Here is an 18,243-nt window from a genome sequence, read left to right as displayed (position 1 = left end):
CAACTGCTAACGTGTGAAAAGAGCCATCATTTCCATATGATGGGTATAAGGAAACATTTCCACTGCCCCTGCTTTTTTCATCAAGTACCCTCCTTGTATCAATACATTTGCATCTCTTGTAAAGGTGCTTGGGTTGCAAGAAACGTACACTATTGTGCTTGGTTTCGCATTAACTAATGCCTGACAAACGATTAAGGCCCCCTCTCTTGAAGGATCTAGCAGGACTTTATCAAAGCCGCCATTAAGCGCATCACTTACGTTTTTATTATTGCTTAAGTCTAAATGCAGCCACTCAATGTTATGTACGCCCTGTTGTTGCGCATTATCTCTTGCTCGCTGCACCATTTCAGCTACACCTTCAACTGCCTGAACAACGGCGACGCGCTTTGCAATTGACAAGGTAAAATTACCCAACCCGCTAAACCAGTCTGCTATTCGCTCTTGTGGCTTTGGCGCTAGCCAATTCAGTGCTTGCTCTATCATCTGGTTATTAACGTACTTGTTTACCTGCACAAAATCGTTGGGCGCTGGGCTTAACGTAAATTCATCAAAACTACTCATCGTCAGCGTGGCTTGGCGATGCAGTATGTTACATCGTCCTTTCTTGTTTTCTAGGACCACATTAATGCGCTCTTGTTTAGCAAACACGATGAGCTCATTATACAACTCGTGGCTGATGGCTTTTACATGCTTAATGGTTACCTGACACACATTATCGCCTGCAAGTAGGCCAATATGCCCTATCCATTTTGTGCTTTCACAGCTGGATAATACTGCCCGTAGGGGCGTAATTAGGCGGCTTAACTCATCAGTAAGTACGGGGCAAGAAGTAATATCAACGATCTCGTTACTCGCCTGTGACCGAAAACCGAGCTTGAGCTTATCCATTCGTCTTGCGTCTACTGCCAAACGCGCCTTTCGTCTATAGGCCGGTTTTGCGCCAGAAAGGGGAGCTTGCCACACGCCGTCTTCCATCGCCAACTGGCGCACCATCATCGACTTAAGCGCATTATCTCGCTCTGTTAGGGCATATTGAGCGTCTATATGTTGGAGCTGACACCCGCCGCATTGGTCAAACACAGGGCAAAATGGCGTTGCTCTCATAGAAGATGGATGAGTTATCGCAGTCGCTTTAGCGTTAACCACATTCTTTTTCGCTTGTAAAACGCTGATATCACAGGTTTCACCAGGCAGTGCGCCCTCTACAAAATGCACCGGCGTAGTTCGCGCTATTCCCTGCCCCATCCAATCAAGACTTTCTATAAGAAGTTGTGTGTGCTTTTGACTGGGAGAACTGTTTAAAGAGGAGTTATTTCCAGATGCTGCGGGGTTTGAGGCAGCAGAGCTAGTGGCTTTGGCTTTAGAGACCTTGGTTTTAGATGCCTGGGTTTTATCAGAAAAACGCAGGTTCGCCACTTGTGCATTAGCGCTGGTTTTACGCTTCAGCGTTGTGGTATTGAACAGCCCATTTTGTTTTTTGCCTTTTGCAGGCTTGTTGGGGTTTGACAAGGATAGCTCCGTAAGGAAATTATATTTTATGCTGATTCAAGAATAACCGTAGCAACAGCATAATGCTGTTCGTCAGAAATGCTAATAACGCTATTGGTTATTCCTCGCGTAGCGCATTGGGCGGCAAACTCACCATTAAACGCAAGTGTAGGCGCACCCAACTCGTTGTTTTGAACCTCTATATGCTGCCAGCTGATCCCATTGCCAATACCTGTACCCAACGCTTTTACTGCCGCTTCTTTCGCTGCAAAACGCTTGGCTAAAAATCGCTGTGGTGTACGGTGCTGTTCAAACTCCTTAAGTTCGCTGGCGGTTAACACGCGTTTGGCAAGCCGCAGCATTGCTCCCTCGTCTTTACCTAAGCGCACAATTTCAACAATGTCGGTGCCTAACCCTGCTATGGCCACTCAACTTTCCTTTTTCATAAAACCAAATAATAGGTATTAGCAGATGCTAAGCGCTGACTCAACGCTAAGCGCTAATGCAAAATAAACACCCCTCGTACCACAGTGCATTAAATACCGGCTCTTGCTTCCAACATAAGCTTGCGCATGTCGGCAACGGCAGTGTGCAAGCCATCAAACGCGGCGCGGGCAATAATGGCGTGCCCAATGTTAAGCTCTACTAGCTGCTTAATTGCGGCAATAGGTTTAACGTTGTGATAGTGCAAACCGTGTCCGGCATTTACTTTTAGGCCCAAGCTATCAGCATACTCAATACCTGCTACCAATCGAGCGAGCTCTATTTCTTGTTGCTGCTCGCTTTCTGCCTCGGCGTATTGACCCGTGTGAATTTCGATAAAAGGCGCTTTGCATGCTACTGCTGCATCAATTTGTGCTTTGTCTGCATCGATAAATAGTGAAACCTGAATATTAGACGCGGCTAAGCGCTCACAGGCCGCTTTCATAACATCTAGGTTACCCGCTACATCAAGGCCCCCTTCTGTAGTAAGCTCTTCGCGCTTTTCAGGCACAAGGCAGCAAAACACGGGTTTCACTTCTTCTGCAATAGCCAGCATTTCATCGGTGACTGCCATTTCTAAATTTAGACGTGTATTGATAGTTTGAGCAAGAATTCTTACATCTCTATCCTTGATGTGTCGGCGATCTTCACGAAGGTGAACCGTTATCCCATCGGCGCCCGCGCGCTCCGCAATGTCTGCTGCATGCACAGGATCGGGATAGTGTGTACCTCGTGCATTTCTCAGTGTTGCAATGTGATCAATGTTTACGCCTAACAAAATTGAGCTCATATACCTGCCTAATAAGTGATTGTTTAACGAGTGAAGTGTATCAAATTTTCGCTGATAGTTAGCTTGCTAACGGCTTGTGTTAACAGAAAATAATGTCTGAACTCCGCTATTAAAAGAGATTTCACTCGCGCTTAGGCGCCATGCGGCTAAAAAGCTCTCTACTTTTTAGCGGTTTGTCGCCAATTAATGGCCGCAGTAAATCACGACAAAGGACTTTCGCCACTCGTTTACTCAGTGGTGTGAACTCACCGTGTGCAAGGTCTAGTAAAGCTTCTCCTGGAAACCCTTTAAGATGTAATACGTCTTCAGGAATAACCACAAACCCAGCCTCTGCTTGAAAATTGTACTGGCGAGACGTTTCTACAGGACGTTCGTATTCTACATCAAAGGTAAAATCGGGAAGTAGCCCCATTTCATCAAGAATGGCAAACTCGAATTGACGCAGCGTTATCTCTACGTCGCCTTGCTCACTCAATGACACAAGGGCGTCTTGATAAGCCTCAAAAACCAGATCGCTTGCTAACCCAATGGGCATAATGCGATTGCAAAGCTCATTGACATACATAGCACAAAATAAGGTTGTACCCGGTAGAATAATGGAAGGAGCAGTACTTTCTACGTGGCGTAAGTTTTTTAATTCCGATTTGCCACTCAACTGAAGGCGCAGCGCTTGAAAAGGCTGCAACAAACTTTTCTTGTCTGATTTACTATTTTTAACGCCTTTTGCTACAGCGCTTACCCGACCTTCTTCTAGGGTGAAAAAATCCACAATGTAGCTGGTTTCTCGATAAGGACGACGGTGGAGTACGTACGCAGTTAACCATTCACTATTCATTATTTTTCACTCAACCGTAACGTCTTCAACGTGTATACGTTAATCTGCCTCAAGCCCTTATCTGGCATTCATTTAGCTTGTATTTGATTTGAATTCACTGTGTTAACTCACTTAACGGAATTAACTGCGTTTTATCCGAACCACTTTCATGGTTTCAAACTCCATGCCGGCAACCTCTTCAACGTGTCGATAGTAGGTTAGGTTGACCCTAGCACCTGTGAGTGATTTATAATTGCGCTTGCGCCGATAAATAAAGGGCACATCAATGCCTTCTAGCATAATAGTGTGTCGGATCCATTCAACGTCTTTTTCTTCCCGTTGAACGTGAGACACCACTTTGGCGTGGTCCGTTTGGTTAAGCTTGCTATGCTTTTCTACAAGCTTTTCTCTTTCACTTTTCATCTTTAGCAACCTTTTATGCATGCTTTACTCATACAAGCTTAGTGCTAGTGGCAAAAACGTAATCAACAGATACAGCAGCTATGCAGCTTCAATCTGCTCAATAATAAGCTGTACAGACTCCTGGCCTCGAAACACGTTAATATCGAGTCTATAGGCAATATGCACATTTTTCACCATGGCATTTGGCCACGTTGTTAAATCAACATTAAACGCAATGGCATCAATTTCCCGGCCCTCTTTTGACTTAACAACCATTTTAAGGTGCTTTTGCCCTACCAGTCGCTGATCCACTAACTGAAACTCACCATCAAAAAGCGGCGATTCAAAGCCTTGCCCGAAGGGCCCGGCTTGGCGCAGCAGATGAGCAAACGGCAATGATAACTCCTCTGAGCCCAAGTCTCCGTCGGATAACAGCGCATGCGCAGTGTCGAGTTTATCCATGTGAGATTGAGTAATTTCCACAAAGGCTTGTTCAAATTCTGCAAGCTTATCTACGGGCACACTCAGCCCTGCTGCCATCGCGTGGCCGCCAAACTTATCGATAACATTGGGGTAACGGGTGTTAACTTCATCAAGCACGTCTCGAATATGCACACCTGGAATAGAGCGGGCCGAACCTTTAATTACCGCCTCGTCTTGGTGAGCAAAGGCAATAACGGGTTTTAAATACTTTTCTTTTAATCGCCCTGCCACAATGCCGATGACGCCTTGGTGGAAGTCTTCGCGGTATACGACCAGCGCTGCTGGCATATCGCCTTCATCAATGGACATTTTTTCAATTGCTTGTTCGGCCTGCGCCTTCATGCCGGTCTCTATTTCCCGACGCTCTTTATTTAACGCGTCAAGTTCAGCTGCAATCATTCTGGCCTGAATCTTATCCTCTTCTAGCAAGCAGGCAATGCCTTGAGACATGTCGTCTAAACGCCCAGCAGCGTTTAAACGTGGCCCCACCACAAATCCTAAATCGGTAGACGTCAGATGTGAGCACTCTCTATTAGCCACTTCCACCAGCGCTTTTATACCCGGTCGGCATTTACCGGCACGTATGCGCTGTAAGCCTTGGTGGACCAGAATTCGATTATTTTTATCGAGAACCACCACATCGGCCACCGTGCCTACTGCAACAATATCAAGTAATGTGGCTAAGTTGGGGGGCACTACACCGTGGCGTTCAAAGTAACCCCGTTGCTGTAGCTCAGCCTTAATGGCCAGCATAATGTAAAAAGAAACGCCAACACCGGCCAAATTTTTTGATGGGAAGGTACAGCCAGGTTGGTTCGGGTTAACAATGGCATCAGCAGGCGGAAGTATATCGCCAGGCAAATGATGGTCGGTAACGATTACCTTTAAACCTTTCTCTTTGGCATGAGTAACACCGTCGATACAGGAAATACCATTATCGACGGTAACAATCACATCGGCATCGCGCTCTATGGCCACATCGACGATAGGCACACTCAACCCGTAACCAAAATCAAATCGGTTAGGAACCAAATAATCGATATTATTAAAGCCCATTAACCCCATTGACAACAAGCACACGGCGATACTCGTTGCCCCATCGGCATCGAAGTCTCCCACAGTAATAACACGCTTATTCTGCTCTATTGCATCAGCAAGCAGCGCCGCTGCGGTTTCTATTCCTTTTAGCCCTTTGTAATGGGTAAGCCCTTTAAGGCCGTTTTCAAGTTCATCGGTATGATTAACTTGCCTGCCTCGATAAATTCTATCGATAACAGGGTGTAACTGTGAACTAAGCATTGCTGGGCTTAACTCTCGGCGCACAATAGGCAATATCATGGGGTACCACTAAATAATCAAGCGTTGTTTCGAGGCATTAATACTAACGCAGACGTTGAAAAGGGTACAAGGATTCAATAAAGCCGATGTGCCCTTACACTTGCCGCTCAGCATGGGCTGACTTAAAAATCAATTCTATTTGATGTATTAATCAGCTTGCTCAATGGCTTTGATGATGAGTGATGCTGGCTGATAGCCAGGGATCAGTGAGCCATCAGGTAAGATGATATTAGGCGTACCGTTTACACCAAGCTTCTTACCTAACTGATATTGCTCAGCCACTTTATTTTTACACGAAGCCGATACAACATCATCGCCGGCTTTCGCACTGGTTAGGGCTTGCTGTGGATTTTTAGCACACCACACAGACACCATATCTTCATAATTTTCACTATCTAACCCTGAACGAGGAAAGGCTAAATAATTCACCGTAATGCCGCTATCGTTTAACTCGTCAATTTCGTTGTGCAGCTTACGGCAATAACCACAGGTAATATCAGTAAATACAGAAATTACATGCTTCTCATTCTTGGCTTTAAATGTAATAGACGACGCTTCCATTTTTTCCACACCTTGCAGTCTCAAGGTCGCCATTGCCTCCTCAGTCTCATTTCTCATGCCCTCATCTATATTTAACACGCGAGCTTGAATAAGAAACTGACCGTTTTCGCTTACGTAAAAAAATCCGCGGTCGGTAGACACTTGAACCAAACCTGGTACTGGCGAATCAGAAATAGACTCTACGTCTAGCCCTAAGACAGAATTAAGTTTTTGCAGAATGGCTTCATTATCAGCAGCAGCATGAGTTACGCTACTTATCATGACAACTGCAACAGCAATGGCGTTAACTACAATGTTTTTTACTACTTTCACTTTATACTTCTCCAATTGGACACACGTAGCCGCTTATGATGGGAGGGCGTTGACGCATTTTATGTGGTACGTGCCAACGACGCATTACAAAAATGTAGATCTGACCCCATTTATTTGGTTAATCGTAACACAGGCGGTTGGGGATAAGGTAGATGGGAGTATCCGTTGGTCGCGGCTTTTGCCATCTTCACAGCTTTCAGTGCTTAGATTTTGTGCACCTTTACGATATCACTCATCACCCACTACTAGCCTCTTGGGTGATGACTATGAATAAGTGTTTGCAGTCGTTCGGTGGCAACGTGCGTGTATATCTGCGTTGTCGATAAATCGCTGTGCCCTAATAGCATTTGTACCACCCTTAAATCTGCGCCATGATTTAAAAGGTGAGTAGCAAAAGCGTGTCTTAATGTGTGGGGAGACAAATGCTGCTCTATTCCCGCTTTCACCGCATAATATTTAATTCGATGCCAAAAGGTCTGCCGGGTCATTTGCTGCCCTCGGCGACTTAAAAACACCACGTCAGATTGCTTGGTAGCCAGCATGGGCCTCGCCGTTTTGATATACACCAAAAGCCATTCGATGGCTTCCTCACCAAGGGGCACCAATCGCTCTTTGTCTCCTTTACCGACTACGCGAACCACGCCTTGCTGTAAGCTTATCTGATCCATCGTCAGTCCGATTAACTCACTTACTCGAAGGCCTGTGGCATAAAGCACTTCAAGCATACTTTTATCCCGACACTCGATAGGATCGTCGGTAAGGGGGGCAGTCAAAAGATCCACTACTTGCTGTTCGCTAAGAGAAGTCGGTAATGCTTTAGGCGTTTTGGGGTTGGACAAAGTAGAAACCGGACTATCCACTCGAACCTGTTTGGCAATCAAAAAGATATAGAACGACCTAATCGCGCTTAACGCTCGCTGCGTACTTCGACTCGATAAGCCCTCATCGTAGCGATAGGCAAGATAGTCTTGCAGCTGCTCGGTGGTAACCACAGCGAGGTCTTTAACTCCCTCGTTGTTAAAGTAAATCGCCAGTTTTTTTAAGTCGGTTCGGTAACTTTGCTGGGTATGCTCAGATAGTCCTTTTTCCAGCCATAACATCTCAATAAAGTTATCAATATGCGCTTGGCTAGCGGCAGGAACATAAGTTAACCGTTTTGTTGTCTGAGTCATGAAAATTTCACAATAGCGTTGGCATTCGAAAACCTCAAAGCAAGCCCATTAAAGGCCCCGTTTAAAACTCTGTTCCCTCGGCACGCCATGTTAAAAGTCACGTCGCTGTTTAATAAGCTCATACGCAGACTGAATATCCTGCGCTTTTCTCTTCGCAATCTCCATAGCCTGCTCGGGTAAACCTTTCGATATTAATTTATCTGGATGATGCTCTGACATTCTCTTTCGGTAGGCCCGCTTAATGGTTTTTTCATCATCTGATGCGCTAACCCCTAAAATACGGTAAGCATCATCAAGAGTCTGCTGCGCTGAATAAGGCGCTTGCTGCTGGCGTGAATGCTGACGTCTACTGTTTGTTTGTCCTCGCTGGCCTTCTTTCTGACCTTCCCGCTGGCGAAAGCGAAGCTCAGCTTCAAACATAGAAATTAAATAGTCGAGGTCACGGCGTCTAAAACCAAGGGGTTTAGCGATCTTCTCAAGCACCACATACTCTTCTTGCGATAGCTGACCATCTGCAAATGCCGCTTGAATTAATATCTCCATGAACACTTGAAGAATATCTCGTCGACCATGCGTTGCCTCATAAAAGCCTTTAAGCATATCGGTAAGCGGAAAGTCTCGTGCTTTACCCTCTCTGAATGCGTCTTGGGCCTCGCGGCGAGCATCTCCGGTTAACTGCATTTCGTCCATTAGCGAGGTGGCTATCTGAATTTCTCGGTTTGTCACTTTCCCGTCAGACTTTGCAAGGTGTCCTAAGGCGCTAAACAAACTATGAAAAAATACGGCCTGCTGTTTAAGGGTATTCTGATCGCTAAAAAGACGGCCAAAGCCTCCCATTCTATCGAAATTTTGGCTGTAGGCTTTATCGAAGAAGTGACCTACTACTAACCCTAAAATGATGCCAGGGAATTTTAAAAACATGAAACCAAAGAGGGCTCCGAGAACCTTACCCCAAAAAGACATTAAATTACGCTCCTGTAGTGTTACCTTTGGCAACATCGGCTTTGTGATTGTCATAACAACTATATCAAGAACATGCCTACAGTGAAGTAGCAATATTTGACGTATTTGCCATTGTAAATGGTTTATTGTGCACAAAAAGCTCTCCTTCAACCTAAAAAGACGCATTATTGTGATATTTTTTTGGGCGAACGGTTGGTAATTGGCACAGAAGTGCTTAGAATTGTGCGGCTGTAGTCTACATCAAAACGTTTGCAGTCTCTCAACATGGGGCGCTGCTATGTTAAACGTCTGCTTTCAGCACTTTTAACACAACGCTGAACTAAAAAAGACCTTTAGCGTCTTACACGGGGTTAAACGCATCATCTTATTTAACAGGCCGCCTTTAAACGCATGAAAAATACCTGCGCCTTGCTCGTTTTCGCGACTCTACTGCCTATCGTCGCGTTTGCTCAGGACACCTCCACATCGTTAGCCGTTCCTTTGGCTTTTTGTAGTGCTGAACCGGTCTCGTTCAGTAGCGATAGACTGATGGAAAAAGGCCACATAAAGGTAGAAGCAAATCGCACAGAAATTATTGAAAACAAGGTTGCTCTATTCTCTGGTAACGTTGATATAACCTCAGATACTGCCGTTATCAGCGCATCTCAAGCACAAGTGAACCGAGGCGGTAGAGATGTGATTGCCACTGGCGATGTCACCTATCAAGATTCAGCGTTAAAAGTGCAAAGCGATACTGTGTCGCTGCGTTCTGACGAAGAGCGCCTAGAGATGAAAAATACCAAATATGAACTTACCGGGTTTGTTGGACAAGGCGCGGCGAAAGATATCATGTTAGACACCGATAGCGGAATAGTGCTCAAAGAAGTCAGCTTTACCACATGCCCAGAAGGCGATGAAGACTGGTTAATCAGAGCCAGCGAAATAAGTTTAGAGAAAGGCACTGCGTGGGGCCAAGCAAAGCACACTCGCTTTTATATCGCTGACGTACCCGTATTTTACCTTCCCTATTTTGCTTTTCCTGTGAGCAACGAGCGTCAGACAGGTCTGCTTTTTCCAGAATTAACCAGCTCTAGTCGAACAGGCGTAGACTACACACAACCTTTTTATTGGAATATCGCCCCAAATTACGATATGACCATTTCTCCTCGCTTAATGACGAGACGCGGGGTTCAGCTCAATACTGAATTTCGTTACTTAACAGAAAAAAGCGAGGGGATGGCCTATGTGGAATACCTTCCAAGCGATAGCGATATTGATGGTAACCCAGACCGCTACTTTTATCGATTACAGCATCAAGGGCTTGTTGGTGATAACTGGCTACTCAATATCGATCTCAATGGGTTAAGCGACGATAACTATCTGCTCGACCTTGGTTCTGATTATTACAGCCGTGCCGACACTCACTTATATCGCAGTGTAGGACTTAGCTATTACGACGAAAATTTATCGGTAAGCGTAAACGTGAAAGACTTTGAAGTGCTCGGAGATACTGCCGACAGTTATCGGGCTGTGCCTCAGGTAAAAGTTAATTACAGTACTGCAATGTGGCGCTATTTTGAGTTCAGCCTAGACTCTGAAATTGCCCATTTCGACAACACGCTGGATACCGCGCCAACCGCTACACGTTTTCACATAGCCCCTACTTTAGCGCTACCTTTGCGAGCGGCATGGGGAGAAGTGGTGGCCGAAACGACGCTGTTTCAAACCGTATACAAGCAAGATAATGTAGAAGGAACAGCGCTAGAAAAAGATGTTGAACGAAGTCTTGGACAAGCCAGACTTTACGGTGCGCTATATTTTGAAAAAGATAACTCTTGGTTCAATGATGAGCTTTCCATGACCTTTGAGCCAAAAGTGCAGTATTTGTACACCTCATTTGAAGATCAAACTGCCATTGGTCTATACGACTCAACAGCGCTTTTAACCGATGTTGAAGGCTTGTTTCGCGGGCAAGAATTCACTGGTCTCGATCGTATTAACGACAACAATCAAATCACTCTTGGCGCGACTACACGCATGCTAGATAAAAACAATCGGGAACAATTTGTTCTCAGTGTAGGTCAAATATTTTATCTTGAAGACAACAAGGTTATAGCAGCAACAAAAGATCAGGACCGTTCTGCTCTTGCCGCCGAGATAGACTGGCGCTTTGATCAAAATTGGTATTTCCACTCAGATGTTCAGGTGACCACTGATACTGATAAAGTTGACCTGAGCAGTGTTGGAATAGAATACAGAAAAGATGCATCTCGCTTTCTCCAGCTTAGCCATCGTTATGTTCGCAACCTAAGTGGCGAGACGATTGATCAAATAGGTATATCAGCCAGCTGGCCCATTGACAAAAACTGGCAGTGGGTTGGCAGGACTTACCGAGATTTAGAAAGAAACCGCAGTGTGGAAACTTACGCAGGCATTCAGTATGAATCTTGCTGTTGGGCTGTGCGATTTGTGGCCCAACGAACGCTCAACAATCGTTTTAGCGATAATGGTGAGCAAACTACAGACGATTTTGACTCAGGGATTTCACTGCAGTTTATTTTCAAAGGAATTGGCTCGATGGCAAGTAGAAGAAACATGCTAGAAGACGGTATGTTTGGCTATCGACAGCCTTATAGTTTAAATTAACCCGTAATTACGTACGCAAAAAACGTACGTTGATACATTAACCAACAATAAAAGAGTGTGTATGAAGTTCATTATCCGTGCATTGATGTTAGGTGCAATACTCTCATTTAGCAGTATGGCACAAGAGGTCATGCTTGATCGCGTTGCCGTGATTGTTGATCAAGGTGTAGTACTAGAGAGCGAAATTACCGCGCTAGTAAATGAAGTAAAACGCGGCGCTGAGGAGAACGACCAAGAGCTTCCATCTGACCGCGCCCTTAGAACGCAGGCCATTGAGCGCTTAATAACTAAAAACTTGCAGCTTCAAATGGCCGAGCGTATGGGTATTCAAATTAGCGATCCGCAGTTAGAGCAAACTATTGGCAACATTGCGGCAAATCAAAACGCTTCTATGGAGCAATTAAGAACTCAGCTGGCCGCAGAAGGCATTTCGTATGACGATTACCGTGAAGACATTCGCGAAGAAATCATCATGGGCGAAGTAAGACGGGCAAACGTTCGTCGCCGTGTTTATATCACGCAGCAAGAAATCGATACCTTGATGGGTCTCATAGAACAGCAAGGCGCAGAGCAAGCAGAATACCGCCTTGGTCACATTCTTATCGGTTTCCCATCCGACCCCACCGACGAAGATATCCAAGCATCTCGTGAAAGAGCCGATAAGGTTATCTCTTTGTTAGAGTCTGGCTCTGATTTTACAAAAATTGCTATCGCATCCTCATCAGGTAATGAAGCCCTTGAAGGTGGTGATATGGGTTGGCTTAACATTAACGCAATGCCAACGCTTTTTGCAGAAGCCGTGCAAAATAAAGAAGTAGATTCATTGGTAGGTCCCATTCGAAGTGGCGCTGGTTTTCATATATTGAAGGTGATTGATACTCGCGGTATCGAAAAGGTCACTGTACAAGAAGTTAATTCTCGGCATATCCTGGTTAAGCCTTCTATTATTCTTAGTGAGGATAAAGCAAAGGCCATGCTTGCTGGCTTTAAAGAAGACGTTATAGCGGGCGAGGCTGAATTTGAAGAGCTGGCGAAAGAGTACTCTGAAGATCCAGGTTCAGCCCTACGCGGCGGAGAACTAGGATGGTCTAACCCTGATAATTACGTACCTGCATTTAAAGACGCGCTGGCAAACCTTGAGCCTGGAGAGTTTAGTGAGCCTGTGCGCTCAGTTCACGGTTGGCATTTAATTCAGCTTATTGAGCGTCGTATAGACGATGCAACCGATAAGCGCAAGGAAGAAAAAGCCTATCAGCTGATCTTTAACAGGAAGTTTGCCGAAGAAACAGAAAACTGGCTTCGTGAAATGCGCGATGCAGCGTATGTCGAAGTTATCGAGTCTTAATTTATAAGTTATTCATGAGCAGACCAATTAAAATAGCAGTAACGCCGGGCGAACCGGCGGGCATCGGACCAGATTTGATCATCAAGCTGGCCCAAGAAGAATGGCAAGCTCAGCTTGTGGTGTTTGCCGATAGCGATATGCTGACGGCTCGGGCCAAGGATCTCGGCATTCCACTCACCCTTCTCGATTACCACCCCGATAATGCTGATGTTCAAGCCCCGGGGTCATTGTTTATAAAGCATATCGATAAATCAGCAGAAGTTGTTGCAGGTACACTAGACAGTGAAAATGGGCTTTATGTAGTAGAGACATTGCGCCAGGCCTGCCAAGCAAATATTGATGGTGATTTTGATGCTGTAGTAACCGGCCCTGTTCACAAAGGCATTATCAATAAAGCCGGTGTTTCTTTTAGTGGTCACACCGAGTTTTTTGCCTACCAGTCGAATACGATGGACGTAGTCATGTTACTCTCCACAGAAGGGTTAAATGTGGCGCTGGCCACCACACATATTCCTTTAGAATATGTTGCAAAAGCCATCACGGGCGCTCGCCTTCACAAAGTGATTCACATTATTCATACCGATTTAAAGCTTAAATTTGGTATAAAGGAACCACGTATTTACGTGTGTGGGCTGAATCCTCATGCGGGAGAAGACGGCCATATTGGCACTGAAGAAATCCGTACCATAACGCCTGCCCTCAACGAGCTGCGCGAAGAAGGGCTTGATATCATCGGGCCCCTCCCCGCAGATACCATTTTTCAACCTAAATACCTTCAAGATGCCGACGTTGTGTTGGCGATGTACCATGACCAGGGCCTACCTGTGTTAAAGTACAAGGGGTTCGGCGCGGCGGTAAACATCACTCTGGGTTTGCCCTTTATTCGTACATCGGTAGACCACGGTACCGCGCTTGATTTAGCCGGTACTGGTAATGCCGACGCCGGTAGTTTCAGAAAAGCATTGGAAAAAGCCATTGAGCTTGCGCAGCATCAACAATGAGTAAAACACACCTAGGCCACACGGCAAGAAAACGATTTGGGCAAAATTTTCTTCACGACGACTATGTGATTGGAAAAATTGTTGCGGCTATCGCGCCCAAAAATGAACAAAACTTGGTTGAAATTGGACCCGGTTTAGGCGCGCTTACCGACCCAGTATGCGAAGAAGTAGACAGACTCACTGTGATTGAACTGGATAGAGATTTAGCTAAGCGCCTGCGTCAACATCCGTTTAACGGTGAAAAGCTCAACGTCATTGAGCAAGACGCGATGACGATGGATTTCTCTGCATTAGCAAAAGAAATGCCTTATAGCGATCGCAAGCTTCGCGTGTTTGGCAACCTTCCTTACAATATTTCAACGCCACTTATGTTCCACCTCTTTGATCACGCGCCCTGCATTGAAGATATGCATTTTATGCTGCAAAAAGAAGTGGTAAACCGATTGGCCGCAGGTCCTGGCTCAAAAAGCTATGGCCGTCTTTCAGTAATGGCGCAATATTACTGTCACGTTATTCCTGTGTTAAATGTACCACCAGGTGCATTTAACCCACCACCTAAAGTTGATTCAGCGGTGGTTAAACTCGTACCTCACAGTGTGCCTCCGGTACAGGTAGAATCGTTAAGCACTCTTGAAAGGGTATGTGCTCAAGCATTTAACCAGCGCAGAAAAACAATTCGTAATTCTTTGAAAGACTGTTTAAGTGAAGACGAAATAACTGAGCTTGGTCTCGATCCGAAGTGTCGCGCTGAAACACTCTCACTGACAGATTTTGCTACTATTGCAAATGCCGTCTCAAGCAAAGAATACCATCAAGAGTCTTAGTTGTTTCTATGCATGAATTAGATATCCAAGTGCGAGTGAAAACTCGCCACTTGCCTGAACATCTCCCCTCCGATTCCAAGCAATACGCATTTGCCTATCACATTACGATTGAAAACAAGAGTGATGAAACCGTTCAGTTAATTAATCGCTACTGGCGTATCACTGATGCAAATGAAAAAACGTCGGAGATAGAAGGAGCAGGTGTAGTGGGAAAACAGCCCATATTAAAACCTAATGAAAGTTTTGAATATACCAGCGGAGCGGTAATCGATACCCCAGTAGGTAATATGGAAGGGTATTATGAAATGGAGCGTGAAAATGGTGAACGCTTCAGACTCCCTATCGATGTATTTAGACTCGCAGTGCCCCATATACTGCATTAAGGACGAATGATGTCTAACGGCAACACTTATGTCATTGGCGATATTCAGGGCTGTTATGATGGGTTAATACGCATTTTAGACAAAGCCAAATTTGACCCTTCCAAAGACACGCTTTACGCTGTGGGCGATTTAGTGGCTCGGGGAGAAGATTCCCTCAGCACATTGCGATTTTTAAAGTCCCTTGGAAACAGTTTTTCAAGCGTACTTGGCAATCACGACCTCCACTTTTTGGCCACGCTAAACAATATTCACAAAGCCAAAAAGTCTGACAATTTAGACCCTTTACTAAACGCCAGCGATGTCAAAGAACTAGAGACATGGCTGCGCCAGTTTCCGTTGGCAGCCAAGTTAGATAAACATACGCTAATTGTCCACGCTGGACTCTATCCCAATTGGTCAATGAAAAAAGCGCTATCCCTAAGTAGAGAAGTTTCTGACGCCTTAAAGGGGCCTGATTACGTCAACTTCTTAAAAACAATGTATGGCAACACGCCAGTGAAATGGTTGAAAAAGCTCAGCCAAGAAGAGCAGCGCCGCTTTACCGTCAATGCGTGCACGCGAATGCGCTTTGTAACAGAATCTGGGGAGCTCAATTTTGACAATAAATCCCATCCTGATAGCGCTACAGATGACATCAAGCCATGGTTTAAATTGCAAAACTCTAAGCTAAAAGCCAAACAAAAGGTCATATTTGGTCATTGGGCAGCCCTTTCTGGTGAGACACATTCGCCTCAATTCATTGGTCTTGATACTGGCTTCGTGTGGGGGCAAACATTAACATTACTAAACCATACTTCTGGAGAGCTCATCACGCTTAGTGCTTGAGTGTTTAACGCCCTTTTTTACTAAGGCATTCCGTGCGGGATAAAGTAAAAGTAATAGATAGCTCGACTCCACTAAGCGCACCTGAATGTTACTCTTTGGTCAATATTTGGCCACGCTCATATGATCGACTTTTAGTAATGTCTCTGGTCTGACCGAAAAATAAATGTCATAAATTTAAGAATAGGGGTAAACATTAAGTCGTTGTAGTCGATACATTATTTTAATGTTCCACTGTAAAAGCGCTCATTGAACAAGCCCAAAGCACAGCCATATCCTAAATAATGAGGTATATTTTGAACGGTTTGCGAGGTAATATCGTGGAAAAGAAAAACAAAAACACCCATCAGGAGTTCCGATGAAAATAACCGTAGCCACTCGCGTCATTGGTGGATTTGTAGCGATAAGTGCTCTACTTATTGTTGTGAGCATTGTGTCCCTTGTCAATCTCAACTCCATTGGTTCAGCAACTGAAGAAGTTAACGACGTCGCTTTACCGAGTGTTGCGGGAAGTAATGCCCTTAAAGCGAGCTTCCTGAATATGGGCCGACTTACCTTCGAAAGTTATATAGAAGAAGAACTATCTGGCCTGACAGAAAAGCGTAATTCTTTTAATGGGGCAAAAGATTCCTTTGATTCTGAATACAACCAGCTAGCCCAAGCTGTCAGCAACGACGCTGAGCTAAAGCGCTCCCTCAATTCAGTTCGCGACGCCTATGAAGCCTACACCAAGAACGTGGATGCTATGTATGCCAATCACCAGCAGTATCTTGATCTGCGCAACACCATCGCTGACCGTTTAGGTGACGCAGAAGAAAATGCCGATGACGCATCAACCTACCTTCTCGATTTTTCTGATTTAGACTCGGTTCAGCGTATTCCTGAGCTGCGCCGTGCGTCTGAAATTGGTAGCGAACTTGAAACATCGCTCCTGTCTTTGCTCACTGTATCCTACGAATACATTAAGACGCAGACATTACAACGCTCTCAAACGCTGGGTAATGAAGTTGATTTAGTCGTCGATAAGGTGGTTACTCAATTAAGTGAAATGAATGCAGCAGCCGATGGTCGCGATGATTCTGGAACGCTTAATGATATTAACGACCTAGTGAACGACGCCATTAATGCTATCAAGGCGAGCGATGGTGTAATGCAGCTTCACGTCGACAGACTTGAACGTCGTAACGACGCAGAACGAGCGCTGAACGCCTCTGACGCTAATATAAATCAAGGTATATTAGAACTAGGTCGTTTGTTGAATCTAGCCGACAAAAAAGCCAGCGATATAGAAACACAAGTGAATTCAGCCATCTCCACGGGCAACACTTTTGTCATTATTGTTGTACTTGCATCAATCGCCGTTGCTGCATTTATTGGTTACATCACCGTTCGCGCTATCACGATCCCATTACGCAGAGTAAACGAGCTTCTAACCGTGGCATCCTCCGGTGACCTTACGCACCGTCTTGATGACTCTGCTCAGGACGAATTTGGATTACTGGCAAAAAACTGCAACACACTTATCGGCAATCTGAAAGAACTTATCACCGGTATTAATGTGCGAGCAGAGCAATTAGCCGCTGCATCGGAACAAACCTCTGCCGTTACTGCGCAAACAACTCATTCAATTCAAGATCAGAAGTCTCAAATTGGCCAAGTAGCCACCGCGACAACTGAGATGCATTCCACATCTCAATTAGTTGTGCAAAGCGCTGAAGATACACTGAGCCAAATTCGTCATGCTGACAAAGAAGCGGAAAACGTGCGTTCAATCTCTCTTGAAAATAAAAATACTATTGAGATACTGGCGAAAGACGTTCAAGACGCTGCAGACGTCATCAACAAGCTGCATCAAGATAGCGCGAGCATCGGTGGGATCCTTGATGTTATTCGCGGAGTTGCAGACCAAACCAACCTGCTTGCACTAAACGCTGCCATTGAGGCCGCTCGTGCTGGCGAACAAGGCAGAGGCTTTGCGGTGGTTGCTGATGAAGTAAGAACTCTTGCAAGCCGTACCCAACAATCTACGCAGGAAATCAATGCCATGATTGAAGTGCTTCAGGCAGGCGCTGAGCGCGCAGTGGCTGTGATGAATCAAGGTAAAGAGCAAACCGCCGCTTGTGTTTCACAAACTGAGAAAGCAACGCAGGCACTTGATATTATTTCTGATGCGGTTCACAGAGCCCACGATGTCAGCTCCCAAATTGAGCAGTCTGCCCGTGAGCAAAATACCGTTTCCCAAGAAATCAGTCAGAAGCTTGAAACGATTGTAGGTATTGCTGAGGAGACTACCGCGGGTGCTCAACAAACCTCTGAGTCGAGCCATGAGGTTGCGAGGCTTGCTGATGAACTTCAGCAGTCTATTCGCCAATTTAAGGTGTAGATTACTTTCTACTAATGCGAAAAAGCCCCGTATTAACCATGTTAATACGGGGCT

Annotated in this window: 16 protein-coding genes; 7 read left to right on the top strand and 9 right to left on the bottom strand. The window is 45.2% G+C overall.

The features are described 5' to 3' along the window. Window positions 1-6 precede the first annotated feature (6 nt). From rlmD to djlA, 9 genes are all read right to left on the bottom strand, one after another. Entirely contained in the window at window positions 7-1,509 is a 1,503-nt protein-coding gene (rlmD, locus tag ACOJR9_RS03680) for a 23S rRNA (uracil(1939)-C(5))-methyltransferase RlmD (protein WP_420935040.1), read from the bottom strand. Between the two features lie 26 nt (window positions 1,510-1,535). Further along, complete coding sequence (acpS, locus tag ACOJR9_RS03675; protein ID WP_420935039.1) at window positions 1,536-1,916, bottom strand: holo-ACP synthase; 381 nt, start codon at window positions 1,914-1,916, stop codon at window positions 1,536-1,538. Between the two features lie 107 nt (window positions 1,917-2,023). Beyond that, entirely contained in the window at window positions 2,024-2,761 is a 738-nt protein-coding gene (pdxJ, locus tag ACOJR9_RS03670) for a pyridoxine 5'-phosphate synthase (RefSeq protein ID WP_420935038.1), read from the bottom strand. A gap of 121 nt (window positions 2,762-2,882) precedes the next feature. Further along, on the bottom strand, window positions 2,883-3,596 hold the full coding sequence (gene recO, locus ACOJR9_RS03665; RefSeq protein ID WP_420935037.1) for a DNA repair protein RecO: 714 nt from the start codon (window positions 3,594-3,596) through the stop codon (window positions 2,883-2,885). Between the two features lie 120 nt (window positions 3,597-3,716). Next, window positions 3,717-3,998, bottom strand: a complete 282-nt coding sequence (locus ACOJR9_RS03660) for a hypothetical protein (RefSeq protein ID WP_420935036.1) — start codon at window positions 3,996-3,998, stop codon at window positions 3,717-3,719. Window positions 3,999-4,076: 78 nt separating this feature from the next. Continuing rightward, the gene (gene recJ / locus ACOJR9_RS03655) at window positions 4,077-5,798 is read right to left on the bottom strand and encodes a single-stranded-DNA-specific exonuclease RecJ (protein WP_420935035.1); all 1,722 of its coding nucleotides are present in this window, start codon (window positions 5,796-5,798) and stop codon (window positions 4,077-4,079) included. Between the two features lie 147 nt (window positions 5,799-5,945). Beyond that, window positions 5,946-6,671, bottom strand: a complete 726-nt coding sequence (dsbC, locus tag ACOJR9_RS03650; RefSeq protein WP_420935034.1) for a bifunctional protein-disulfide isomerase/oxidoreductase DsbC — start codon at window positions 6,669-6,671, stop codon at window positions 5,946-5,948. A 245-nt stretch (window positions 6,672-6,916) separates the two neighbouring features. After that, complete coding sequence (xerD, locus tag ACOJR9_RS03645; protein WP_420935033.1) at window positions 6,917-7,843, bottom strand: site-specific tyrosine recombinase XerD; 927 nt, start codon at window positions 7,841-7,843, stop codon at window positions 6,917-6,919. A gap of 90 nt (window positions 7,844-7,933) precedes the next feature. Beyond that, window positions 7,934-8,806: a co-chaperone DjlA gene (gene djlA, locus ACOJR9_RS03640; protein WP_420935032.1), complete on the bottom strand. Its 873-nt coding sequence runs from the start codon at window positions 8,804-8,806 to the stop codon at window positions 7,934-7,936. A 390-nt stretch (window positions 8,807-9,196) separates the two neighbouring features. On the opposite strand from djlA, the gene ACOJR9_RS03635 reads away from it, so the two are divergent. The 7 genes from ACOJR9_RS03635 to ACOJR9_RS03605 all read left to right on the top strand — a co-directional run bounded on the left by ACOJR9_RS03635 (window position 9,197) and on the right by ACOJR9_RS03605 (window position 18,189). After that, window positions 9,197-11,431: an LPS-assembly protein LptD gene (locus ACOJR9_RS03635; protein WP_420935031.1), complete on the top strand. Its 2,235-nt coding sequence runs from the start codon at window positions 9,197-9,199 to the stop codon at window positions 11,429-11,431. 61 nt (window positions 11,432-11,492) lie between these two features. Next, on the top strand, window positions 11,493-12,776 hold the full coding sequence (gene surA, locus ACOJR9_RS03630; RefSeq protein WP_420935030.1) for a peptidylprolyl isomerase SurA: 1,284 nt from the start codon (window positions 11,493-11,495) through the stop codon (window positions 12,774-12,776). Window positions 12,777-12,790: 14 nt separating this feature from the next. Then, window positions 12,791-13,777, top strand: a complete 987-nt coding sequence (gene pdxA / locus ACOJR9_RS03625; protein ID WP_420935029.1) for a 4-hydroxythreonine-4-phosphate dehydrogenase PdxA — start codon at window positions 12,791-12,793, stop codon at window positions 13,775-13,777. Next, window positions 13,774-14,601 carry a 16S rRNA (adenine(1518)-N(6)/adenine(1519)-N(6))-dimethyltransferase RsmA gene (gene rsmA / locus ACOJR9_RS03620; protein WP_420935028.1) on the top strand — a complete coding sequence of 276 codons (828 nt, stop codon included), beginning with the start codon at window positions 13,774-13,776 and terminating at the stop codon, window positions 14,599-14,601. Before pdxA ends, rsmA begins: the two co-directional genes overlap by 4 nt. 8 nt (window positions 14,602-14,609) lie before the next feature. Then, a complete protein-coding gene (gene apaG, locus ACOJR9_RS03615) occupies window positions 14,610-14,984 on the top strand; it encodes a Co2+/Mg2+ efflux protein ApaG (protein WP_420935027.1) in 375 nt (124 codons plus the stop codon). Window positions 14,985-14,993: 9 nt separating this feature from the next. Continuing rightward, window positions 14,994-15,809 carry a symmetrical bis(5'-nucleosyl)-tetraphosphatase gene (locus tag ACOJR9_RS03610; RefSeq protein ID WP_420936034.1) on the top strand — a complete coding sequence of 272 codons (816 nt, stop codon included), beginning with the start codon at window positions 14,994-14,996 and terminating at the stop codon, window positions 15,807-15,809. Window positions 15,810-16,164: 355 nt separating this feature from the next. Then, window positions 16,165-18,189 (top strand): HAMP domain-containing methyl-accepting chemotaxis protein, encoded by a 2,025-nt coding sequence (locus ACOJR9_RS03605; protein WP_420935026.1) that lies wholly within the window; start codon window positions 16,165-16,167, stop codon window positions 18,187-18,189. Window positions 18,190-18,243 lie beyond the last annotated feature (54 nt).

Source organism: Alteromonas ulvae, from assembly GCF_048987005.1.
Taxonomy (GTDB): domain Bacteria; phylum Pseudomonadota; class Gammaproteobacteria; order Enterobacterales; family Alteromonadaceae; genus Alteromonas.
This window is presented reverse-complemented; position numbering and strand designations above follow the sequence as displayed.